Source organism: Pseudomonas cichorii (genome assembly GCF_015471405.1).
In the GTDB taxonomy this organism is placed as follows: Bacteria; Pseudomonadota; Gammaproteobacteria; order Pseudomonadales; family Pseudomonadaceae; genus Aquipseudomonas; species Aquipseudomonas serbiensis.
Window position 1 is genome coordinate 357443 of record NZ_BLVZ01000003.1, and the last position, 22999, is coordinate 380441.

General features: G+C 57.2%; 17 protein-coding genes. 5 read left to right on the forward strand and 12 right to left on the reverse strand.

Annotation, left to right across the window (positions count from 1 at the left end; translation table 11 throughout):
• Positions 1–5 precede the first annotated feature (5 nt).
• From JL015_RS05585 to JL015_RS05595, 3 genes are read left to right on the forward strand one after another with little or no spacing between them, the layout of a single operon-like run.
• Positions 6–920, forward strand: a complete 915-nt coding sequence (locus tag JL015_RS05585; protein ID WP_201017762.1) for an ABC transporter substrate-binding protein — start codon at positions 6–8, stop codon at positions 918–920.
• Positions 917–2104 carry an MFS transporter gene (locus JL015_RS05590; protein WP_236250163.1) on the forward strand — a complete coding sequence of 396 codons (1188 nt, stop codon included), beginning with the start codon at positions 917–919 and terminating at the stop codon, positions 2102–2104. Before JL015_RS05585 ends, JL015_RS05590 begins: the two co-directional genes overlap by 4 nt.
• Positions 2105–2110: 6 nt before the next feature.
• Positions 2111–2767: an HAD family hydrolase gene (locus JL015_RS05595; RefSeq protein ID WP_201017763.1), complete on the forward strand. Its 657-nt coding sequence runs from the start codon at positions 2111–2113 to the stop codon at positions 2765–2767.
• A gap of 11 nt (positions 2768–2778) precedes the next feature.
• Here JL015_RS05595 and JL015_RS05600 read toward each other — a convergent pair whose 3' ends face one another.
• The 8 genes from JL015_RS05600 to JL015_RS05635 all read right to left on the reverse strand — a co-directional run bounded on the left by JL015_RS05600 (position 2779) and on the right by JL015_RS05635 (position 12959).
• The gene (locus tag JL015_RS05600; RefSeq protein WP_236250164.1) at positions 2779–4137 is read right to left on the reverse strand and encodes a sensor histidine kinase; all 1359 of its coding nucleotides are present in this window, start codon (positions 4135–4137) and stop codon (positions 2779–2781) included.
• Between the two features lie 23 nt (positions 4138–4160).
• Positions 4161–4874 (reverse strand): response regulator transcription factor, encoded by a 714-nt coding sequence (locus JL015_RS05605; protein WP_201017765.1) that lies wholly within the window; start codon positions 4872–4874, stop codon positions 4161–4163.
• Between the two features lie 99 nt (positions 4875–4973).
• Complete coding sequence (locus JL015_RS05610) at positions 4974–5759, reverse strand: MipA/OmpV family protein (protein ID WP_201017766.1); 786 nt, start codon at positions 5757–5759, stop codon at positions 4974–4976.
• A gap of 200 nt (positions 5760–5959) precedes the next feature.
• A complete protein-coding gene (locus tag JL015_RS05615; protein WP_201017767.1) occupies positions 5960–9043 on the reverse strand; it encodes an efflux RND transporter permease subunit in 3084 nt (1027 codons plus the stop codon).
• The gene (locus JL015_RS05620) at positions 9040–10245 is read right to left on the reverse strand and encodes an efflux RND transporter periplasmic adaptor subunit (protein ID WP_201017768.1); all 1206 of its coding nucleotides are present in this window, start codon (positions 10243–10245) and stop codon (positions 9040–9042) included. Before JL015_RS05620 ends, JL015_RS05615 begins: the two co-directional genes overlap by 4 nt.
• 269 nt (positions 10246–10514) lie before the next feature.
• Complete coding sequence (locus JL015_RS05625) at positions 10515–11126, reverse strand: FMN-dependent NADH-azoreductase (protein WP_200985990.1); 612 nt, start codon at positions 11124–11126, stop codon at positions 10515–10517.
• A gap of 55 nt (positions 11127–11181) precedes the next feature.
• Entirely contained in the window at positions 11182–12084 is a 903-nt protein-coding gene (locus JL015_RS05630) for a pirin family protein (protein ID WP_201017769.1), read from the reverse strand.
• A gap of 128 nt (positions 12085–12212) precedes the next feature.
• Positions 12213–12959 (reverse strand): YkgJ family cysteine cluster protein, encoded by a 747-nt coding sequence (locus JL015_RS05635; protein ID WP_201017770.1) that lies wholly within the window; start codon positions 12957–12959, stop codon positions 12213–12215.
• A gap of 407 nt (positions 12960–13366) precedes the next feature.
• On the opposite strand from JL015_RS05635, the gene JL015_RS05640 reads away from it, so the two are divergent.
• Positions 13367–18823, forward strand: a complete 5457-nt coding sequence (locus tag JL015_RS05640; RefSeq protein ID WP_025259540.1) for an AvrE-family type 3 secretion system effector — start codon at positions 13367–13369, stop codon at positions 18821–18823.
• A gap of 110 nt (positions 18824–18933) precedes the next feature.
• A complete protein-coding gene (locus JL015_RS05645; RefSeq protein ID WP_025259539.1) occupies positions 18934–19542 on the forward strand; it encodes an aspartyl/asparaginyl beta-hydroxylase domain-containing protein in 609 nt (202 codons plus the stop codon).
• Between the two features lie 351 nt (positions 19543–19893).
• On the opposite strand, the gene JL015_RS05650 is transcribed toward JL015_RS05645, so the two are convergent.
• The 4 genes from JL015_RS05650 to JL015_RS05665 form a co-directional block, all read right to left on the reverse strand.
• Positions 19894–20223: an HrpW-specific chaperone gene (locus JL015_RS05650; RefSeq protein WP_200985992.1), complete on the reverse strand. Its 330-nt coding sequence runs from the start codon at positions 20221–20223 to the stop codon at positions 19894–19896.
• A 1-nt stretch (position 20224) separates the two neighbouring features.
• Positions 20225–21922 (reverse strand): pectate lyase, encoded by a 1698-nt coding sequence (locus tag JL015_RS05655; protein ID WP_201017771.1) that lies wholly within the window; start codon positions 21920–21922, stop codon positions 20225–20227.
• Positions 21923–22068: 146 nt separating this feature from the next.
• On the reverse strand, positions 22069–22467 hold the full coding sequence (locus JL015_RS05660; protein WP_201017816.1) for a type III secretion system chaperone: 399 nt from the start codon (positions 22465–22467) through the stop codon (positions 22069–22071).
• Between the two features lie 101 nt (positions 22468–22568).
• Positions 22569–22922: a negative regulator of hrp expression HrpV gene (locus tag JL015_RS05665; RefSeq protein ID WP_201003230.1), complete on the reverse strand. Its 354-nt coding sequence runs from the start codon at positions 22920–22922 to the stop codon at positions 22569–22571.
• Positions 22923–22999: the final 77 nt, after the last annotated feature.

Sequence of the window (22999 nt, forward strand, 5' to 3'; positions counted from 1 at the left end):
CGGGAATGAATGAACTTATCGCTATCAGCTCGATGGAAAACGCCGAGCTTGCCGAGTTCGTGGCAGGTATCAGCGAGCATATCGGCGTGCCCGTGAGCCTTTCACGCTGGTCCACGTCAGAGTTGATCGAGCGGGTGATCGACGGCACGGCGGGTGACTGGGATCTGCTTCTGGGAACCGCTGCCACCGCCCTTCTCGATCCCGCTCTGGCTTCACAGTTGCGGGTTCTTGACGGCCTGGATGGCTCGACATTGCCTCCCGAGGCGATTGCAGCCGACCGGCGCTGGTTCAGCCCGTCAGGCTTCGTGCCCGCCTTTTGCTACGACCCGCAAGTGCTTGCTGCAAAGGGTTTGACGCCTCCACGCTCCTGGGAAGAGCTTTGCGCACCGGCGTGGTCGCAACGCATTGCCCTGCCAGACCCGGGGCGTTCGGGCGCAGGCTATCTGCACCTGAGCGCACTGCTGGAACATTACAGCGGCGGGGCCTGGGACATGCTGGCTGAAGTTGCACAGCTACGACCTTCGATCAGCGGGTCTTCGACTGCGCCGATAGAAGCCGTGCTTGAAGGCCGGGCATTCGTCGGGGTGACAGTGTCCACGGCGGCCACTCGCGCAGTGGCGCAGCATCCTTCATTGCACTGGTGCGTCCCCGCTGATGCACGGCGTTACGAGTTTGAAGTGTTCGGCTGCCGTGCCGGCTCGCAACGGGCAACGCAGGCGCTGCAAGCACTTGGCTGGATGCTTTCGCCGCAGGCCGCTGCAATCAGCAGAGGCTATGGCAAGGTCGTGGTCGGCGGCGTGTCGAGCGATACGCTAGCGGCGGTTGACCTGAAAGCGCTGGATGCAATAGAGGCCAGCAACGCCAAGGTCGCTCGTTGCGCACGCTGGCATTCACTGTTCGACACAAAGGCTGGCCTATGACCGACATGGCTCACACGCAAAGACGGCCATGGTCGATTTACCTGATGTTCGGCCTGTTCGGCGCTCAGCAAGGCATGCTCGGTCCTTTGATGCCGTTTCTGCGTGCCGAATTCGATCTGGACCTGCGCTGGACAGGCCTGCATTTTGCGGCCTATGCATTGGGGCTGGTGCTGATCGGCATTCCGTATCGCTGGCTGGAACGCCGGGCATTGCCAATCGGCACGGGGCGTATCGCAATAGGCTCGATTGTGCTGGCGAGCGGACTGTTTGCCATCGCGGGCGGCTTGCCCATGACCCTGCCGGGCAGCGTCCTCATGGGGTTGTCCGGGGGGCTGGTCATGGCCGTCGGGCAGGCCATGCTCGGCAAACGCTATCGTCAGCAGGCTGCCGCAAAACTGGTGGAAGCGCACATTGTCGCTGGGCTCTGCGTGCTGGGCGGTGCATTGCTGGTGGGCGCCGCGACGGCCATCGGGCTTTCCTGGCGCACGGCTCCGCTGATCGTCAGTGCGTGGGCCTTGATGATGTTCTGCGCGCCACTGACGATCCATCGGCCGGACTCTGAGCAGATCGCGTCATCGGCAACGGCCTCGGACACCTTGCGTGCGCAATCTCTGACGCGGTTCAGCCTGTGGGCGCTGGTAATTCTGGGGATCTCGGCAGAATGGGGTGTAGGGTTCTGGGGCGCGGAATATATCAAGACCCATGTCCAGACCAGCGCATCAGTCGCCGCGACCTTGATGAGCCTGTACTTTGCCGGCACCGTCTGCGGGCGTCTGGCCAGCAGCTATGCGCTGCGCCGGGTAGCACCACTGACCTTGCTGACGGCGGTGATTCTCAGCGCCATTGCTACACTGCTGGTGCTGTCGTTGATAGAGGGGCTGGTCGGTACAGCAATATTTACCTTTGTGCTCGGAGCCTGCCTGGGCAACTTCTTCCCGCTGATTCTGGGCTCTGCCATGCGCGTCGCGCCCCACGCAAGTTCGGCACTCAGCACCCAGGCATCACAGGCAGTAGGCGTCGCGTTGTTGCTGGCGCCGTTTCTGCTCGGGTTGCTGTCTGAGCGAATAGGGGTCGAGGCCGCCTTCAGCCTGTTGATCGTCTATCCCCTTCTCATGTTGCCGCTGGTGCCGGCCCTGCGGGGTGTCTGGTCCATCGGCAACACTACTGCACATTTAAAGGAGTAAGAACCAATGGCCCTTTCTGCGCTGTTGTTCGATCTGGACGGAACCCTCATCGATACCGATGAACTGCACCTGAACGCCTACAACCAGTTGCTGGCACGCTGGGATCGCTCGATGGACCTCGGCTACTACAAGGCCCATGTCATGGGCTTCCCGGATGACATGATTTTCGGCGGCCTGTTTCCCGATATTCCTGCGTCGCAATACGCTGATCTGGCCGCTCAGAAAGAGGCCATGTTTCGCGCTCAACTGGGAGAAACCATCCCCGTGCCTGGCGTGCTGCGCATTCTCGATCATGCACAGGACACCGGCCTGCGCACTGCCGTGGTGACCAACGCGCCACGAGAGAACGCCATGGCCATGTTGACCGGCCTGGGAATCGTAGACCGCTTCGAGACCATCGTCATCGGCGGAGAACTGGAACGCGGCAAGCCCCATCCCATGCCGTACCTGACGGCCCTGGAACTTCTCGGTGTGAGCGCCGACAACGCGCTTGCCTTCGAGGACTCGCTGGCGGGCGTACAGTCAGCAAATACCGCTGGCATCCATACCTTCGGCGTCTTGTCGGGGCTTGATGAAAACCAGCTGCGAGAAGCAGGCGCCAAAAGCGTGATCCGTGACTTCAATGATGAGGTTCTGTGGAATCTGTTGAAATCGTCGTCCTGATGCGATGTAAATCACCCGCGATCCGGCATGAAATCAATAATCGCTGAAGTTCCAACAGACAAGGACGACTCAAGGGTCAGTTGCCAGCCAAACCGCTCGCAGATGCGCTGGGTCAGAAACAGACCCAGCCCTGCACCGCCTGCCCGTTTCCCAGATTGCTTGAGTGATTCAGTGAAACGATAGGCCGCCTGGGTTGCATCGAAGCCCGAGCCGGAGTCACGGATACACAATACTCCATCCACAAGTGACACATGGATTTCGCCTTCGTGGGTATGCTCCGCAGCGTTCCTGAGCAAATTGCCTGCCGCGATTCGCACCATGGATTCAGGGGCCTGCAAGGTTAAAGGTTCGATATCTCCCAACACATAACGCACTGGTTTTCCAGAAAGCAGATAGGTGTGGTCATTCACCAGTTCAGGAAGCAGCCCGTGCAACACGGTAACTTGCTTTCGCTCTTGAGGGCTTGGCTCGCGTGACAGGTACAACAGAGCTTCCATGATCTGCGTGAGTGTATCCACTGCTTCGTCAATCCGGCGTAGCGGCCGCTGTGCCCGTTCGGGTAATTGTTGTTTATGAAGCACATCCGCAGCGCCAGAAATAATTGCCAGAGGCGTACGAAATTCGTGGCTGGCCTGATCCAGCAGGCTGCGTTCACGCTCAACCGCGAGCTCGACCCGCTCAAGGTGCGCGTTGGCTTCCTGAGCGATGGTATTAAGTTCGCTTTTACGATAGGTCGCCGGAAGCCGTTGCGACGGTTTCAACGGATCGAGCTTGCGCATCCGCCATGCCAGGTCCGCAATGGGTCTGGTCAGGCTCAGATGGAACCATCGGATCACCAGGCAGATCAGGATGAAATTGAACAGCAGAAACACCAGGCTGAGTTGTACGCTTGCGTTCTGCTCGTCTTCCAGCCCGGTCATGTCGATTGCCATGATCAATCGCCCCTGCGGCACAGAGGTCACCAGGGCGGTGTAAGCGCGGGCACGAGTGGTGTCACCGGGTGCGTCAGCAAAAGGCCCCCACCTCGGTGTCACAATAGACAGCACACCGGAAAGCGGCGAAGAGTCCGCGATGCTATCAAGTTCGCCTTCCCTGTAATATCCGGGTGCCAGAGTCGCCAGGAACGCTGGCATGTCAGCGGGTAGCGTTCCATCACGGGTTAACAGCCAACCCCTCACCGCGCCCTCGGTGGGCAACGTATCACTAAAGTCTGCTCGGGAAGAGTGCAGAACATTCTGCGTGCTCGACTCCAGCACTTGCTGCCAGACTGGGTGCTCGACCAGCCCTTGACTCAGCCTGCCCTGAACGACAAGCGCTAGCGTGAGCATCACACCAAACATTGCAAAGCTCACATTGACCAGCCATTGCACACTCTGCAAACGCCATGGAAACTTCATTCGCCGCTCTCACCCAGACGATAGCCAGTGCCAGTAACCGTATGAAGAAGCTTGTGTTCGCCATTCTGGTCGATGGCGCGACGCAACAGGTGCATATGTGAGCGCAGCAGATCTCCATCAGGAACACTTTCGCCCCAGATCAAACCCTCAAGACGATCACGGCGTACCGTTCTTGGCGACTCACGCATCAGCAACTCCAATACATTCCTCAGCGTCCCGGAGAGCGTTAGCGTGCGCGAGCCTCTTGTAACCTCCTGGCTGTCCAGGTTGTATGTCAAATCGCGTATTCGCAACTGGCGCCCTGCTGCCGCACTGGCCTTGGCGCGACTGACCATGACGCGCAAGCGGATTTCGAGCTCCGGCAAGGCCACAGGTTTGACAAGGTAGTCGTCTGCGCCCTGTTCGAAACTCAACAATTTGCCTTCGAGCTGGTCCTTGGCGGTGAGCATGATAATTGGCGTTACACACCCATGTTCCTCTCGTAGTTTGCGCAGGACGCTCATGCCGTCCATTCGTGGCAACATCCAGTCCAGAATGATCGCGTCGTAGCGGTTCTGGATCGCAAGACTCAACCCTGAGTGGCCATCGGGTGCTGCATCAGGGATATGTCCGCAGGCTTCCAGATAGTCAAACATGTTGGCTGCAAGCAAGCGGTTATCCTCGATGATAAGGACTTGTAACGATATCGGATGAGCCAGGCCGGAGTTCATTTGACAGACCTTTTCACAACGGAAATGTAATAGGGGTTGCGAATCGCAGTTTCTTCCCACGAACGAGAGGTGGGGTAAAACAGACAACGGTGCCTTGCCTCAGAAGCGCCGCGAGATGCCAAACATAACCGATCCTTCGCCATCGGTGTCAGCCTCAAGCAGCGGACTGTCGCTAATGTCATTGGGCAGAAACTTGTACTGCACGGAGCTCATGAACTGCCAGTTCTGGCCGATCGGGTGGGCGTAAGCCAGGCCTAGCTCGGGGATAGTGGCTGAGCCAGGCTTGTAGTCAACGACGCCTCGCGCCACTTCGTCTTTCAGGGTGCCGTAATAGTAGTTCGCCGTATCCTTGGAGAGGTGGCTGACACTGATAGTCGGTTCGAGACTACCGCGACCGACTTCAAACTCATAACCGTACTTGGCCGACAACTCAAACCCTTCGCTCGCACCACTTACGTCGGTCTTGGCGACCAATTCAAACTTGCCTGCTGCCCCCCGCCACGAGGCTGAGAGCCCCATGTCCAGACCATTGTCACGATCTTCGAGCAGGTCCCTGTCGATACCGTTACGGGCCAGTTCCTTACGCCCGAAATCCTTGGCATCTATCCCGTCCATGCGTAACGAGGCGATGGCATTCAGCTCGAAGCCTTCATTGCGAATCAGATGCGCGCCACCAGTAAGGCCGCGTACAAAGAACCGCTCCCCTTCATAATGAATCAGTGGCAACGGGGTGATTTTTGTCCCCTCACCCGCGTAAGGACTTTCCGATATCCCAACGCCCAACCCCAAGCCCCAGCGTGGGGAATCGGCCTGTGAGGCCGTCTGCGCGGTAGCGAGGGTTGGCAAGGCGAGCAAGCAGGCCAGGACTGAGCAGGATTTATTCATAAGTGCCAGGAGTTCCGATTGGTTTCAGGATCGGGGCGCGCGCAACCTGACAAGACAACGTGCCAGGCCGGGTTTACACCCCAAGGTTTTCAAGCAATCGAATCGTACGTCTGGCGTGTCGTAACAATGTCGTAAAGGGAGTTGGCACCTGGCTGATCGGGTATAGCGCAGGTGCGGGAATCGGAGGTTTGATCTGCCCGTCACGCAGTACGCAGGAGCCCTGTCGTAGAGCGTGGAGAAAGCCAATGGCGAATCCGGCGCTGCGCACTATCCATACAGGAAAAGACCACCGGGACGACGAGCAGGCTGAGAGCAGTGGATGTGATCAGTCCACCGATCACTGCCACCGCCATCGGCTGGCGAAAACTCGCATCGGCACCAAATCCCAACCCGATCGGCAACATGCCGGCGATCATTGCAATAGTTGTCATCACGATGGGGCGCGCACGTTTGTGGCAAGCGTCAAGCAGCGCCGTATTCAACGCAACGCCCTGCTCACTCATCGTTACAATCGTGTACTCGACCAGCAGAATCGAGTTCTTGGTCACAATACCCATCAACATGATCAACCCGATCATTGACGGGATACTCAACTCGCTGCCCGCAACGAGCAGACCGACAAAAGCACCGCCCAGTGACAGAGGGATAGCCGAAAGAATGGTGACCGGGTGCAGGAAGTCCTTGAACAGCAGCACCAGAACACAGTAAACGCACACCACACCAATAAGGCTGGCTAACCCGAAGCCCAGCCCCAGCTCTTCCATGAGTTCGGCATCATCTGCCTGAACAATCTGCACACTCGACGGCATGGCTTGCACCGCAGGTAAAGCCAGGGTGTCAGCAAGCGCCTGGCCAAGGGGCGTCCCACCCAGTTCGGCACTGATGGTCACGTAGCGGCGCCGATCATAGCGCTCAATCTGTGCCGGACCACTGCCGATGCTGATGTGTGCCACATTCCCAAGCGGCACAAGCCCCTCGCGGCCCCGCACTCGAAGATTGCTCAAGGACTCGACATCCTGCTGAACAGCCTCAGGCAGTTGTGTGCGTATATACACCTGTCGATTGTCGAGATTGAGCCGCGCAAGTCGTGAGTCCGTATCTCCGGCCGTTGCGATACGTACCGTCTCGCCAATTGCGGCTGTACTGACGCCTGACTCGGAAGCCCGCACCAGATCGGGCCGGACGGTAATTTCCGGGCGCTCCAGGCTTGCCGTAGAACTGACGTTGTACAAGCCGCGTACTCCTCGAAGCTCAGACTCGATAGCCTGAGCGCTGGCTTTCAGTGCGACAGCGTCATCACTGGTCAGAATGATCGACATTTGTTCGCCGATATTGCCGCTGCCTACGGTAAAACGTGCCCCCGGCACACTCTGCAGTGCTGCGCGTATGGAGTTTTCAATCGACGTTTGATCGCCGCGCTCGGCGCGAGGCATCAACGTCACATCCAAAGCTCCGCGACGCACGTCTCCACCCTGTAAATTATCACTGTCCGCCTGCGCCGCCCCCACAGTAGATAACACCCGCTGGACGCCAGGCAGCGTGGCCAGTCGGGCACGAGCAGCTTCGGCAGTTGTCAGGGTATCCTGTAGTGCGCTGCCGGGAGGTAATTCGATGCTGATTGTGGTGTATCCACGGTCAGAGGCCGGCATTAAGCCCGTTGGCAAGTAAGGTACGAGAGCCACCGAACCGACCATGAATGCAAATGTCAGGGCCAGCGTGGATTTGCGATGCATAAGGCACCAATGTGCCAAGCGCAGATAGGTGCGCATCACGCGGCCATCCAACACTTCGGACTCATCCGCACGAGGGGGATACGGTTTCAGAAACCGGACTGCCATCATCGGAGTAATCAGCCGGGCTACCAATAACGAAGCCAGCACCGCAACTACTGCGGTCCAACCAAACTCTCGAAAGAACAGGCCGGGCACCCCGCCCATCATCGCGGTGGGAAGAAACACGACGACAAGCGCCATTGTGGTAGCAATCACCGCCAGCGCTATCTCCGTAACAGCATCAGCCGTTGCTTGCTCCATAGGCTTGCCCATGCGTGCATGGCGCTCAATGTTCTCGACTTCCACAATTGCATCGTCCACCAGGATGCCGACTATGACTGCCAGCGCCAGCAGGCTTATCGTGTTAAGCGAAAAACCAAACCACGCCATGGCAGCGAATGTCGGAAGAATCGACAGTGGCAGCGCCGAAGCGGCTATCAACATGGCTCGCCAGTCCCGCAGGAAGAACCAGACCACCAGCACAGCCAATAACGCCCCTTCGTAGAGCATGAACAGCGAACCATCGAATTGCTCTTGCGTGTAATCAACGCTGTTAGTGACCAGAGTGGCCTGCAAGCCCGGACGCTTTTGCTGCAACCCGGCCAGCGCCGCCTTTACACCGGCTGCGATTCGAGTAACGTCCTGCCCCATGGACGGGTAGATCCGGAAACCGACAACGGGCTTCCCGTCCAACAGTGCTATCTGACTGCGTTCGGCAACCGTATCAGTGACCGTTGCCAACTGATCCAGTCGCAGTGATCGTCCATCCGACAACGCTATCGGCAATGCCGACAACTCGGAAGCCTGGCCAGCCAGTGAAATAGTCCGCACCGCCTGTTCGCCACCACCAAGTCTGGCGCGCCCTCCTGAGCTTTGCTGCTGAGCGTTGCTCAATGCAAGCGAGACTTCGCCGACAGTCGCAGCGTGGGCGATGAGTAAAGCGGGGTCCAGAGTCACCCGTACTTCCCGCATCACGCCACCGATACGCTCGAAACGGCCAACACCTTTTACCCCCAATATCGTCTTGGCTACCGTGTCATCCACAAACCATGACAAAGCCTCTTCGTTCATGGCAGGCATGGCGATGGCATAAGTCTGAATAGCTTCACTACTCGCACGCACAGCGCTTACCTGCGGCTCCAGTAGATCGTCAGGCAAGTCGGAGCGAACGCGATCAACGGCATCCCTGGATTCCATCAATGCATCGGAAAGAGGCTTGCCCAGCTCGAACTCAACCGCAATATTCACGGAGCTTTCAGTGATCACGGTGCTTATGTGCTTGATTCTGTCCAGCGTGGCCAGCGAGTCTTCGATTTTACGCGCCACTTCGGTTTCAAGCTGAGCAGGTGCAGCACCGGGTTGCGAAAGCGCTATGCGAACAACCGGCATATCGACATCGGGCATATCCTGAATCGGTAACTTCCACAGCCCCCATATGCCCGCCAGGGTAAGCAGTGCAAACAGCAGGATAGAGGGGATCGGATTGCGTATGGACCAGGTAGCCAGGTTCATTTCTCTGCTCCGTTTGCAACTGTCGTAGCAGAAATCGCAACCGCAGGTGCCTGAACAATCCTTACGCTGTCGCCATCATTCACAAAACCGGCGCCCTGTACCACAACACGGTCTCCCTCACTCAAACCCTGCACGATCTCTACATCCTGAGCCTGGCGGCGGCCAGTCTTCACGACCTGAAGAGATACCTTCGCAGCACCTTGTTGCGTATCGAGTTTGAATACATGGCTATGCCCATCGCGGATAAAGACACTACCAGCGGGCACCACCAACGCACTCTGCTGCGTCACTGAAATACGCCCTTGTACATACATGCCCGCTCGCGCTGTGCTGCCCGAAATGATGTCTGCATACACCATTGCGAGGCGCGTTTGAGCGTTCAACGCGGGTGCCATTTGCCTGACAGTTGCTTGCGCGACCTGGCCATCTGGCAGCGCCAACGTCACAATCTGGCCAGCAGCCACCTGCCCTGCCTGCGCAGCGGTAAGCTCACCTCGCCATTCGAGTCGACTCTGGCGTATGAGCCGAAACAGCTCATCGCCGACCGCGCCTACTGTGCCAATCGTTGCAGTGCGGGTACTGATCACACCATCGTCGGGCGATACAACCGTTGCATACCTGAGCTGTAACTCCCGAGACGTCAATTGAGCCTGACTGGACTCAACCTGCGCCAACGCTGTTTCAGCCTCGGTCACCGAGTTCGATATGTCCTGCTCGCTCATGGCACCCACTTCCTTGAGTTTGAGTGCGCGTTCACGATTGGCAACCGCTTGTACTGCCAGAGCTTTCGACTGCCTGAGTGCTGCATGCAATTGCGCAACATCGGCGCGCAAGGCCTCGGTTTCAAATCGAGCCAACACCTGGCCTCGACGCACCACATCCCCCGGGCCAACAAGCAACTCAGTGAGTCGAACCCCACTGACCTGTCCTCCGATAACCGCCTCCTGCCACGGCTCAATCGCACCGGAGGCATTCAAATGGACCGGCCATTCAACCAGCCGCACGGATGCATCGGTCACCGTCATTGCGACCAAGGCATCAGTGGTCGGCTCTGAAGGTGGAGGTTCGCGCAGATACAGCACCTGCCAGGAAATAGCCCCGACAACCAGTAAGGCAAACAGGCTGAGCGCCGCAATTGCCCAGTTACGCTGGCGTTCGTCTATTGATTTACCGGTATTGGGCGCACAGTTTCTTACTGTCATAGAGGGTGTGTTCTAAGTTGGGGGAGTATCGGGAAGAAGAAGTACCGCCAGTGGTGCTCAAGGCTGAAATCATCCCTGGGCTACCTGCGGTTTTTTGAGGAGTCAGATCGTATCGCTGGCGTGTCGTAGCAATGTCGTCAAGCTGGACGGATGCGCCGTGTCCAGGCGGCTATTGCAGCCAGCCTGGATTGTCTCTGGAAGGGAAGTAAAGCGAGAGGAAACTGGTCTGGGCGGCCCTCCAACGACCGCGACAGGGCGGTATTACGGAATCAGACCGAAAGCTCGGCAATCCGCTGCTCGGCAGCACTAATCGCAGCAGCACGCTGATCGGGACCGAAGGCAACACCCTCGGCCAGGATGACCTCGGGGTTGGTGATGCCGATGAAGTTGAGCGCGGTGCGCAGGTAGGTTTCGCCATGTTCCATGTTGGCAATCGGCGAGTCTGGCCCATAGATGCCGCCACGTGCGACCGCCAGGATGACACGTTTTCCACCCGCCAATCCTTCAGGCCCTTGCTCCGTGTAGCGGAAGGTCTGGCCTGCCACAAGAACCCGGTCGATCCAGGCCTTGAGTTGTGTAGGCACAGTGAAGTTGTAGAGCGCGACACCGATCACAAGGGTGTCGGCAGCCAGAAACTCCTGCAAGGTGGCCGCACCAATCTCAAGGTCGCGTTGTATCTCCGGCGAGTGATCAACGCCTGTGGTCTGTAGAGCCGTGAGGTAAGCGGCGGACAGATGTGGTACCGGCGTTGCTGCCAGGTCACGATAGGTCACGACGGCATTCGGCGTTTCACCCTGCAGTTTCGCGACAATCTGTGCAGACAAGGTGCGGCTGACCGAGTGGGCGCCCAGGATGCTCGAATCGAGGTGAAGAATGTTCATGGGTAACTTCCTTACTTTGGCTGAAATATTCGTTCTGAAATGATGCAGAAGGGTGTTAGCCCAGTCGCCCGTCGCGCCGCAGAGCAGCACCGATGCGCTGTATCTCGGCTTCACCTCGTGCAAGGGCTTCCCTGCTGGTGTGAACCGAGTAGTAACCCATCACTAGCTCGTGGGGATGTTTCACGGCTGAGCCCAGTACAAAAGAGGTTGTGCCCTGCGCGACCAGATCGATGGCCTGGTTTGACTCCTCAAACACCGCCAGCTCGCCGGTATCCACAGCGCTACCGGCCTCAAGCAGCCCTTCACTGACCGCCAGCCACGTCACGGTATGACCCGATGGCGGAGTGAAGCGCCACCGCTCACCGTCTTTAAGCGTCACGGCGAGATAAGTCATGTCCGAAGGAGCCGGGATGGTACTTTCTGCATTGCCATAGCGACCGAGCAGAACTCGCGCCGGGCCTTCCCGGGGAATCTGCGCGGGGGCAAGGTAATGACTTTCAGGGGGCGCATTTTCTTCTGCGGCGGGCAACGCGACCCACAACTGGAAGCCACGCATCGCCTTTTCACTGAACGGCGTACCCGAATGCCAGATGCCATTGCCGGCACTCATCCACTCGACACCGCCAGCGGGCAGAACGCCCTTCTTGCCAGTCGTGTCTTCGTAGATCACTTCACCGGCCTCCATGAAGGTCAGCGTTGCAATGCCGGAATGAGGATGCATGCCGAAGCCTTGCGGTCTGGCGTTTGGCAGAGTGCTGAAGATGTCGAGAAACACGAAAGGCTTCAGGATCTGGCCAAGGTCGCTCGGGCTCACGAGGCGAGTGACAGGCCCATGCACTCGGCCATGGGTGCGATGGACGATGGCACGCGCCTGCTCGTTAGTGCCCACCCTTGCATGACTTTGCTGGTGATCGTGAAGGGTGTGGCGAGTGCCGTTAAGCAAGGATGAAGTGGTCATGAGTCAGCGATGCCTTGTGTGTAAAGCAGAGGGCATGTGCCCTGTTGTCACTAGGATAGGGTTGACTCATTTACTTGATAAGATGGGGTTGTCGGATTGAATTAATCCATTTATTGACGTAATTAATGTTAAAGCCTGTGAAAGATATAATCGGCAGCGTCACTGCTGGCCAGTGGGACATTGTGTGCGATCAAGTGTCCACGCAGTTGCGGATCATCGACCCGAACTGTCCATCCTTCAGCCCAGTCATCCACGACAACCTCCTTGCTGCGGCGTATCGCCTCGATCAACGTCAAGCGCTCCGGGAAATAGACAGCGAAGGCATTCTCCTTCCAGCTCGCGACCTTGATGCCCAGTTGCGCGCACACGGCTATCTTGGTTGCCGCGTCAACGATATCGGCTTGTCTGGACTGATTGACCAGCGCCTGAAGCTCGGGGTTGGCGACACCGTCTGTACACAGGATGTCACCACTGCCCCATGATTCAGGCGGACAGATCTTGTTGTCACTGCTCATCTCAATGAACGGATTGATTTCCATAGGGTAGATCCGACAGACCAGCGGGCGCTCTTCATAGATGCCGCACAGGTTATCCGCACGCAGATTCGGGCACTGGTCGAGTGCATTGGCAACGAACACCGCGATAACGCGGATGCTGCTGTCATCACTATTGACCGCGACCGACCGGCCTGCGCCGTGGGCATATTGTCTTGAGTCGGCTGGCCAGGTCAGCTCGTTGAAAGCTTCCAGCACCACCGCTACATCATGACCTCGGGCCAGCCATTGCTCGGCTTCGATCAGCGTCAGGGGTATGAGCCGGCCTTTGCAGCAGATCCCGCAGCCCACGCAGTTATAGCGAATTACAGTGTTTTGCATATTCCATCCTGGAGCTACAGGTCTTTTCAGGGGCGAACGGGTTCGGCGCCCATAATCTGGTCGAATGATTGAAAAACAGGGTCACGGACATTCACCTGCTGCTGATCAGCCAGGGTGAGGGGTAAACAAATGTATTGAGTTGCGATACACAAGCATCAATAGGATGGCGCTGGTGCAGTCATGGCGGGAAAATAACAGTTTCCGAACGTATCAATATCGACACAGTTGTAGCCGGGTATTTCAAAGAGAAGCATTCTCGTCCCATAAGCCAGGCAAAGCCGCAAACGGCATCGCCATGCTGGAACCAAGTCACAGGGCATTTCCACTCAGGGCAAAGGAAACCTTCCTTTACGGCCGGACAGCCATCGCGAGGTTGTTCCGGTCAGTCCATGACACGGAGAATGCTCATGATTCCGCTTAACAACACACCCGGCACGAGCCAGATACATGGCGCGACGTCCTCGGGCCACAACCCGCAAGGCCTCAACCAGCAAAACCAGCCACCGACACAGCGCACAGCCACTTCACTGGACAAACTGGGTCAGCACTCAACCACAAAAACCGGCCCGGTGACTCAGGACCTGCAGGCCACGCCAAAGATCGGCGTGCAGAGCAGCGGACAGTCCGAGATACAGAATCAGGACGCCAGCGATCAGGCCGCTCAAGCCACAGCACAGCGTATGCGCGGGGCGGGCTCAAGCCTGCGCGGTTCGGATAAATTGGGGCGCTCTGGGGGCGGAGAAAGCCGGGCAGAATCCTCGAAATCGAAGAAATCCGAAAGCAACGCAGAAAGCAGCGTCAAGTCAGAAGCCATGCCTCTGGCACAAAATGACCCGGTTGTGCTGAAAACAGAGGAGATGGGTTGGCCACTGCGCAACAGCGCACTGAAAAACTCCTTGATGGGCAAACCTAAAGCCGAATCCTCGAAATCGAATAAAGCCGAAGGCAAGAGCAGCGCAGGCGAGTCAGCCAAAGAAACGCCAATCCAGAAAGAGGCCGGTACATCATCTAAGCAGGAGATTACCGAAACCGGATCACCGAAGCTTTCCCGTGATGAGCAGGCGCTTCAGAACGCAGCTCAGGCCAGAAGCAGATCGAATACCAGACTCAGTGGCAGCGATGGCCTGGGCCGGGCCCTCAACGAAGGCCGCGAGTCCCTCCCCAGACCCGATAGCAACGCGGTCACTCTGGACAAGAAAGGCAAGGCCAGTTTCGAGAACTTCAGCCCACCGGCGCTGAACACCTTGCTTCAAGATACCGTTGGCAAAAAGGATAAAACCTACCTGGCCCATCATTACACGGGGAAAGGCAACGATCAGGTCCTGCTGGAACCCAAGGGCCACCTGCTCAAGATGCAGCAGAGTGAAACAGGCTTCACCCTGTTGCGCAGCAGTAAATCGCTGGATGTACCGTCAGGTAGCAAACCTGGCAGCGTCACGCTCCAACGCCAGGGCAACTCGATGAACCTCGAAGGCCTGAAATCGACGGTCACACAAGCCCTGCCGGACAAAGCGCACATTGCCCACTTGAGCGGAGCCCATCAGGACAGCAGCGGCCAGACGCTGCGCCTTCATGATGAAAAGCTTTATCAGTTCAAGTCGGACACTTCCAAGTGGTCCCCCCTTCCCGATACAGGCGACAAAAAATTCAGCAGCCTTTCAACGGAAGGTGACGGCAAGCTCTATGCCCGTAGCGGCGACTCGCTGATCAATCTGTCCAGCGATAAAAAACCCGAAATCCAACTCAAGGATCTGGCGGCACATTCGGTTGCCTCCGACGGAACCGTGGCCATGCTGGCGGGCAAGGACACCCAGACCCTGCAGTTGGGCAAGATGGGGGAAGTGCCAGAGCTGCATATCACCCTCAACCTCAACGATGGCAAGTCCGAAGCCAGCAGCATCGGCCTGACCAAGGATCGCCTGTTCGTCGCCGATACCGAAGGCAAGCTGTACAGCGCCTCGCGCAACGAGCTTAAAAGCGATGATGGCGTCCTGAAACTCATGCCGGAGAAAAACTACCAGCCAGAAGATGGCAAGCTGGGAGCGCGTCATCAGGTCACCGGTTTCATGAGTGGTGATGACGGGCAGATGCATGCCTTGGTCAAGGACGGTGCCGGCCAGGTCCACTCCCATACCCTGGATGAAAAGACCTCCAGCCTCCAGAGCGGCTGGAACCTCTCGGACGTGAAGGTTCTGGAAAATACCCAGGGCCTGCCTGTAAAGAGCGAGCCGACTTCGGAAAACATCTACGACCTGCACAGGAACGGTCGCGTAGGCCTGGTGGATGGCAGTATCCAGGCATGGGATACGACCACTCAGGCCTGGAAAGACACCGGCGTCAAAGATATCGATGCGCTGAAACGCGGCATCGACGGCAATGCCTATGTGCTCAAGGACGGCAAGGTTCACGAGCTGAAAGTGACTCCCGACTACGGCAAGAGCACCTTCAACGACACCCACAACCTGAAAGATACGCCACGCTCTACCAAGGTCGAACTGGGCGATGCCATCGCGGGCCTGGAGGACCGCGTGATCAAAGACTTTGCCATGTACAACGACAAACAGTTCGTGGCCCTTGATGACAAAGGCCGCATGACCGCCCACCACAAGGAAGGCGATCCAACTGAAATGACCCGCCATGGCCTGGAAGGCACTGTTGCCTACCTGACCCTGGACGCCAATGGCGTGCATGCTGCAACCAGCAATGGCGATCTGTTCTTCATGCTCAACGAGGACTGGCAGAAAAAACCGACGGATACGCCATTGCAGTCCCAGCCTTCGACCTCCACAGCGGCTGAGGACAAACCTTCAACATCCGCCGCAGCAGCGGACAAACCTTCAACCTCCACTGCAACAGCGGACAAACCTTCAAGCCCCAAGGCATCGGAGTCCAAAACAGACAGCGAGCCCAAATGGCAAAAAATCCCTCTCAGCTTCGGGAGTGAGATAGCCAGTATTCGTACAGAAGTGGATAACACGCTCAGCGTTTCGCTGAAAAACGACCCCAATGGTAACGGCGCCTATCAGCTCAAGGACAAGAAATGGCAAACCATTGACCATCGTCCTGCCGATCAGAACGAACTGAACACGATATTCAATCGACTCGACAAAAGCATGGCAAGGGTGAGCATTCCCGGAGTCGGCACATTAAACTATACCTCCAACCTGCTGGGCCGCAGCGGTATAGAGCAAAGCAATAAATCCAGCACGGTAGAGTTCACCAAGGCTTACGTTTTCAAGCCCGATCTGGAAATACGACCGGCCAAGAACGTAGTGAACTATTTCGACCACAAGATCAATGGCCGGGTCGGTCTGGCAGACGTCTACAATGCCCAGTCCCCCTTGTTTCATGACTTGAAGGAAATCCGCCAGGCACCAGGCAAGGCCCCGGAAGCCGGCCACGACCTGAAAACTCGCATCGCCAAACTGGATATCGGTGAAGAAGGCAAGGAGTTGACCAAAAGCCTGGAGTCTTTCCGCGAAGAGCTGGAAAACCACAGCCGCAAGGCGGTCATGACCCTGGGCGAAAAAGCAGGCCTGCTCAACCTTCATGGAGAGCCCACGGAAAAAGGGAAAAAAGCCGCGAGTAAACTGGAGTCTGCGCCTCCAAAACGTAATGAACCCAAGAATGACCTGATGGCACTGACTCAGGGTGCTCTGGACAAAGTCTCTCCGTCCTCGGATAACCCGACCGGCGCATTGCTCAAGTCCCTGCAGGGCATGGGCCTGAAAATGAAGCATCTGGATGCCGATACCCCCGCGGGCAAGCGTCGCCATGGCCACGATGAACATGCCCTGACCAAGGCACGCCTGGCTCTGGATATCAAGACCCTCAATGAGGTCGGACAGCTGCTGGACAAAGCTGAAAAACTCCCTGATGGCCCCGACAAGAATGCCCAGATAAAGGCCATCAAGCACGAATTGACCCATCTGCGCGACAAGACCTATGGCGAAAATCCGATCAAGCACGTTTCGGACATGGGTTTTACCGAGCACTATCAGTTGGAAAAGTCCTACGACGGAATCAAGGCTTTCCTGAACGGTTTCCACAAGCCGGATCACGCCACCAGCCTCAACATGCGCGTCGCCACCGGCAGCAAGGATCAGGCCGAGCTGGCTGAAAAATTCAAGAACTCGCTTAAGCAGCTGGAATTTCCGGACGACGAAATCAGCCTTTCACGCAGCTACGGCATGACCTTGAGCACGCCCTTCATTGGTATAGCCAAACACGTGACAGGCCCCTTCCCCAGCGGGCAGTACACCAACACCCGCAATTACGCCTTTGCGGCCGAGCGCGGCGAAAAGGGCGTGGAAGTCTATCTGCTTCGTGAACGTGCCAACCTGCTCAGCGGTACCGTGGGAGCCGGCAAGGATGTCCTGCCGGACATTACGAGCGCCGGTGAATACGCAAAACTGACCACCCTGGATCTGGGCAATGAAAAACGTGGCGCACTGGCCTTTCGCGTAGGAGGCGATATAACGCTTGCGGGTACCCACACCCAACGTACCGGTGTGGCATTTACAGTGCCGGATGAAAAGATCGATCAGTTCGTCGACAACCTCTTCACAGGCAAGCTGACAGCACTGGATGTTCTCAAGGAAGGCGCAAACCACAAGGCCCACGAAATGAAGCGGGTCAATGTCGACTTGACTGCGGGGGCCAACACCGAGTTCCGCGTACAACTGGGCATCTCGGATCATGACAGCAAGCCATTGACAGCCTCTGCACGCTTCGGTGTCGGTTTCACCGCCAACGTCAATCTTGCCAACTTCACCTGGCAAAAACTGAGTCAGGAAAACGATACCAGTCGCATGGATGAAAAATCCCAGAACAGGCCTCGTCTGCTCAACAACTTCAATGCCGGATTTTTCGCCCGCGCTCAGGTTGTCGGCGGCCATACCAATCCAACCCCGAGCTCGGCCCCCGGCTCTCAGGCAATCACGAGCACCAACGGCATCACTGGAACCGCCTCCATTGACGACAAGACAACCAAGCGGATCAAGTTCCAGTTCAAGGAGGCGGCACCGCTGACCACCGCCAATGTGACCAAACTCGCAACGTCGTTGGGCGATGCGTTCAAGGACAAGGCTTCGAAGGCCGAACTGACTCGACTGGCCGACCATAAACAACCGGAATACAAGGACGCCAGTGCCAAGGAGAAAATCCAGATTCATCTGAAGGGGCTCAATGACTTCTTTGCCAGCAAGACGCCGGAAAACGATGATCAATACGCAGCATTGCGTTCTCTGAAACGTTCCACGGCCCAGCAGGAAGCCTCGGTCAACAAGCACAGCGTGCTGGACAATGGTCGCTTTGAAAGTAACTACACCAACCTGGCGCGCCTGGACTCGCAGAACCTTACTTCCAAGATCATGAGTGTGATTTACGGCAATCATCAGACCAGCAACGCGGAGAACATCGCCAAGCTGATCGATCAGGACCCGGCACTCAAGTCGATACTCAAAGAGTTTCAAAGCCAGCCTGGCACCCTGGCACGGGTTCGCCTGGAGCCCAAGGACCATGTCTTCGACAGGGTCGATGCCGGCAGCCGGGATGGCACTCTCACGCAAAAAGAAATGTTCGAACTGCTCAGCAACCGCGACAACATGCGGGTCCTGGCTATTTCGATCTTCAAGAGCGCAGCACAGACCGAAGGTTTCACCACTCCCACGCCATTGGTCAGTGCCAATAGCTCAGCCTCAATGGCCGTGAACAAGACCCTGGCCAAGGTGAACTTCACCTACGGCGAGGATCAGGACAAACCCAAGGCGTACTTCGTGAACGGTGAGATTTCCCGAGCATCGGACACACAGAAAACCGTAATGCAAGACCTGCAGAAAAGCGGACTGGAACTCAAGAGCTAAGCCGCTCCCGTTCTTTGTTCACTGACGTAAAAAACAGGCTCGCGGCGCAAACAGAATTGCGCCGCGAGCCTCACCTGTTCTGTGTTTTGACTGCTCAAAGGAACCTCAAGATGACTACCGCTTTTTATGCTCTCGACGATTTTCCGGAACTGGCCAACCTGGTCGCCAACTGCGCGGTGATCCAGGAAGAGCTCGCGACTCTGGATGCACCTCTGCTCGATATCGACCGTACCAACAAGCAGCATCAGCAAGTACACGAAGAACTGAGCGAACACCTGCAACAGGGTGGCGATTACGGCTGGCTCAAGGGCTGGGGTGCCGAAGGAGGCAACCGTGACTGGACGCAATATGCGCTGCTGTTCAGAGACACGCCTATCGGCCCGGCCCAGGCGACCATGCCCCGCACTCTGGAGTTGTTCAAGCCGCTCAAGGGCATAAAAGTCGTGGCCCTGGCCCGTATGGCGCCTCACAGTTTTCTGAGCTTGCACCGTCACCCGGAACTGACGGATGAAGGCCTGTTGCAGATGCACATCACCCTCAGCGCCGCCAATGAAGCCAACTACTCCTACCTGAACGTGGCGGGCGAGTTCTATCACCAGAAACCGGGCACAGGCGCGATTTTCGATGGCTCGCTGGATCATTTCGCCGTCAACGCCACCCCGGTTCCACGGACCATCATTTACATGGAGTTCGAGAAAGAGAAGTTCATGAAGCATTGATTGAAGTAAACGCTTTACCCGTCCCACAGAGCGTGAGTAACGCCTGTGGGATTTTTTATGCCTGTGTTTTGACCAGAATGAATTCGCGAGGTGGGGTTTCAAGCGACGTATATTTATCGGATTTGATGGCCCTTCGCGAATGAATTCGCTCCTACACCGCCCCAAATTCACACACCACCGTAGGAGCGAATTTATTCGCGAGACGTCATTGAGAACGATAGATTTTCTTCAGCTTCACAGTCCTCTCGCGAATCAATTCGCTCCGGGGTAGTGCCAGTCAGCAAATGCAAACAGCGCCCATAAAAAAACGGGCTCTTCAAGAGCCCGTTTTGTTTCCCGCCTTACGTACTGTCAGTGCACGACCGGCTTGGCACCCGCAGCTTCCAGCAAGCGATCAGCCAACAACCGCACGATCCAGAAGGCTGTCAGCGAAGCATCGCCACGTAGCTCGTCAGCACCTGCATCACGCTTGAAGTCCGACTCCAGGCTGTCAATGTAATTGTTCAGGCTGAACTGACCATTGACCCGGTTACCCGGCTTGTCGAGAGTCGCCTGCAAACGCTCGTTGACCAGAGCGATTGCATTTTCAAACGCCTGACGCTGATCTGGAGTCAGGTAACCGCCCTTGCGTACCAATGACGACCAGGAGACTTCTTCAGGCTTTTGTTGCGTGGCTGTCATATCAGACCTCCTTGTGGTTGGTAGAGCCCGGCAGCTTGTCGTAAGGGTGCTCTACGTTCTTCAGGTTGATGCCGCTGGTGGTCAGGTTCAGGCCTTCACTGTCGCTCTTCACGAAGGAGAACTTGCCGTTTTCAGCGTCGACGTTCTTCAGGTCCAGGTTCCAGTTGCCTTGCTGCCCACCGTTGGTGCGCATGAAAGTACCGAAGTCCTTGGCCTTGAAGTTATCCACGGTCACGTTAGCGTCGGCATTGAGCTGGAAGATCTTGTCATTGGCGCCTTGGGCACTGCTGTTGGTGATGTTCAGGTTGGTGACTTTGGCACCGCCCTCACCCTTCACGGTCAGCGCGTCTTCACCGACGTTGGTCCAGTGAACGTTATCGACGTTTACAGCCTTCTCGTTGCCGGCACGAACATGCACGCCATCAGCGGCGTTGTCACCGAAGGTCACGTTTTTCAAGGTGGCGCCTTCAGCCAGTTCAAACATTGGCTTCTGTCCTTCGCCCTGTCCGCCATCACCCAGGCTAGGGCCGGCAGTGAAGGTCTTGCCCTGGCCATCGAACACTTCGCCCGGACCTACCTTGATCGTTTCATTGACTACGGTCGGGCTGCCCGAAGCAGTCGGGAAGGACACTGGAGTCGATGAACCAGCAGCGCCAGTGCCTGCAGGGCTACCTGTGCCAGGAGTCGGGGTCGGAGTCGTGCCACCGATGGATGGAGTGCTACCACCACCGCCGCCACCAACAGACGGAGTACCGCCGCCACCACCGCCACCAACAGATGGAGCTGGAGCACCACCGCCACCGCCACCAACAGACGGAGCTGGAGAACCACCGCCACCGCCGCCAGCAACAGCCGGAGCACCACCGCCACCGCCACCGCCACCGCCAACAGACGGAGCAGGAGAACCACCGCCGCCACCGCCGCCACCACCGGTCCCCTTGCTGGAGGAGTCAGACGGCTGGTTGAAGGTTTCCGGGTGGCTGTCCATGAACTGAGCGATCATTTCCAGCAGTTCCTTGAGCTTGCCATCCTGAGAAACCTGGCCGCCGCCATCGGATGTTGGCTGGATGGAGTTATCCAGAGAACCGCCACCCAGGCTTTTCATCAAGGTGTTGACCAGGTCTTCAACGCTGCCGGAGCCACCACCTGCGCCCTGAGCCCCACCCAGGCCCTGGTTTGAGCCCAGACCTTCAAGGCCTTTGGTGCCGCCACCGCCAGTGCCGCCTGCACCGCTTACCGGCGAACCGGAACCGGAACCGGAACCCGACCCATTACCGCCGCCTTCACCAGTGCCCGACGAAGAGTCGGAGCCGCCAAGAATTTTTTCGAACAGGGCCATCAGAACCTGAGTCAGCAGCTCCTTGGACGATTCGTCACCAGTGCCGTTAGCACCCTTGGAACTGCCATCCTTCTGCTCGCCGCCCTGCAGGGACTGCAGCAAGGAGTCGATGTCGCTCTGGCCCGACTTGCCAGCCTGGCCCGCACCGGAACCCGAACCTGCGCCGGCACCAGCACCACCGGAGCCAGAACCGGAACCGAGCAACATTTCAGCCAGCATGCCGGCCAGTTGCTCCAGAGGGGATTGTCCGCCCTGCCCCGTGGCAGCGCCCGCTGCTGCGCCCCCCAGACCACCGGATAAGCCCGAAAGACCGGAAAGACCGTTTTGGGAAAAACCCGAAATACCCGCGATATCAGACATTTTCTACCTCGCTCCATCGTTGAGAGTGTCCGGAGTACGGCAATCAATGCCGCCTTGACCGGGAGTGGTGCCATCGAGAAGTCCGGCTTCGTAGTGGCACTCACCGTTGTGTGGCAACAGCCGACAGGCGGTTCCCTGGCAAATGCTTAATTCAGCAATGGCTGCACGGTGGTTCGGGTGTGCTGGACTTGCGTGATGAACCCATTGACCAGGTCGCAGAACTGAACTTCGTCAAGGCGAGCCAATTCACGCTGGGTACACAGACGCAGCTCTTGCTGATCAAGGGCCAGCCAGCAGCCACGCAGACTTGCAACATCAAAATTGATGTTGAGCAGACGCTGCATGTTTTCCTGGCTTTTGCGCACTTGGCCCAGACTGCAATGAATAACCACATTGTCACTGAGCCTGGGCACTTCGATAACGGCGGCTTGACGGTTCTGGCTGTCATACAACGCACAGACACCATTTTGGAGGGTTAAAGATGTACCGAGTGTTTCACTAAGACGAGCAATAAAACGTTGCGCGTCGCGTTGAGAGTTCGCCATTGAATTTTCCTCAAGTTTGTCGTTGCTCAAAATGGATCCATAGCGACAACTGAGTGGAAAATTAATGGCGAGCGGTTCCGGCTGGAATAAATATTCTGAATCTAGTGTTTAAAACCGGTCAATGTGAGGAACTCACTGAGCAGGCTTTGCAAGCTCTCTGAGCGACGATAATCAAGATCCAGTTCGTGCCAGACGACGAACCGCTGCTGATTGTCCAGACAGATATAGTAACCGTCATAGGACTCAACGTTCTCGAAGCGGCGCTTCAGCGTATCGGAGAACAGATTGGGCCGCTGGGCCTGGCGCTCTATCATCAGCGCCAGCCCCCAGCCCACGCTGTCTCTGCGATACACGAAATCGATGCCGGGCGCCCACTCCCACGTACTCGGCTGCTGCTCGCCGATGCTGACGAAGAAATCTCGCTGGTCGGTACTACGCAGAATCGTTTCAGTCATTCAAATGTACCGTAGTGTATTCAGTCGCGTCGTTACGCAGTTCAGGTGACCACCAAACTTTAAGGCTAGAACTATTG

Bases quoted from the DNA above. Each gene is read 5' to 3' on its own strand.
- JL015_RS05585 (WP_201017762.1), top strand. From the start codon at position 6: ATGAATGAACTTATCGCTATCAGCTCGATGGAAAACGCCGAGCTTGCC.
- JL015_RS05590 (WP_236250163.1), top strand. From the start codon at position 917: ATGACCGACATGGCTCACACGCAAAGACGGCCATGGTCGATTTACCTG.
- JL015_RS05595 (WP_201017763.1), top strand. From the start codon at position 2,111: ATGGCCCTTTCTGCGCTGTTGTTCGATCTGGACGGAACCCTCATCGAT.
- JL015_RS05605 (WP_201017765.1), bottom strand. From the start codon at position 4,874: ATGAACTCCGGCCTGGCTCATCCGATATCGTTACAAGTCCTTATCATC.
- JL015_RS05610 (WP_201017766.1), bottom strand. From the start codon at position 5,759: ATGAATAAATCCTGCTCAGTCCTGGCCTGCTTGCTCGCCTTGCCAACC.
- JL015_RS05615 (WP_201017767.1), bottom strand. From the start codon at position 9,043: ATGAACCTGGCTACCTGGTCCATACGCAATCCGATCCCCTCTATCCTG.
- JL015_RS05620 (WP_201017768.1), bottom strand. From the start codon at position 10,245: ATGACAGTAAGAAACTGTGCGCCCAATACCGGTAAATCAATAGACGAA.
- JL015_RS05625 (WP_200985990.1), bottom strand. From the start codon at position 11,126: ATGAACATTCTTCACCTCGATTCGAGCATCCTGGGCGCCCACTCGGTC.
- JL015_RS05630 (WP_201017769.1), bottom strand. From the start codon at position 12,084: ATGACCACTTCATCCTTGCTTAACGGCACTCGCCACACCCTTCACGAT.
- JL015_RS05635 (WP_201017770.1), bottom strand. From the start codon at position 12,959: ATGCAAAACACTGTAATTCGCTATAACTGCGTGGGCTGCGGGATCTGC.
- JL015_RS05640 (WP_025259540.1), top strand. From the start codon at position 13,367: ATGATTCCGCTTAACAACACACCCGGCACGAGCCAGATACATGGCGCG.
- JL015_RS05645 (WP_025259539.1), top strand. From the start codon at position 18,934: ATGACTACCGCTTTTTATGCTCTCGACGATTTTCCGGAACTGGCCAAC.
- JL015_RS05650 (WP_200985992.1), bottom strand. From the start codon at position 20,223: ATGACAGCCACGCAACAAAAGCCTGAAGAAGTCTCCTGGTCGTCATTG.
- JL015_RS05655 (WP_201017771.1), bottom strand. From the start codon at position 21,922: ATGTCTGATATCGCGGGTATTTCGGGTTTTTCCCAAAACGGTCTTTCC.
- JL015_RS05660 (WP_201017816.1), bottom strand. From the start codon at position 22,467: ATGGCGAACTCTCAACGCGACGCGCAACGTTTTATTGCTCGTCTTAGT.
- JL015_RS05665 (WP_201003230.1), bottom strand. From the start codon at position 22,922: ATGACTGAAACGATTCTGCGTAGTACCGACCAGCGAGATTTCTTCGTC.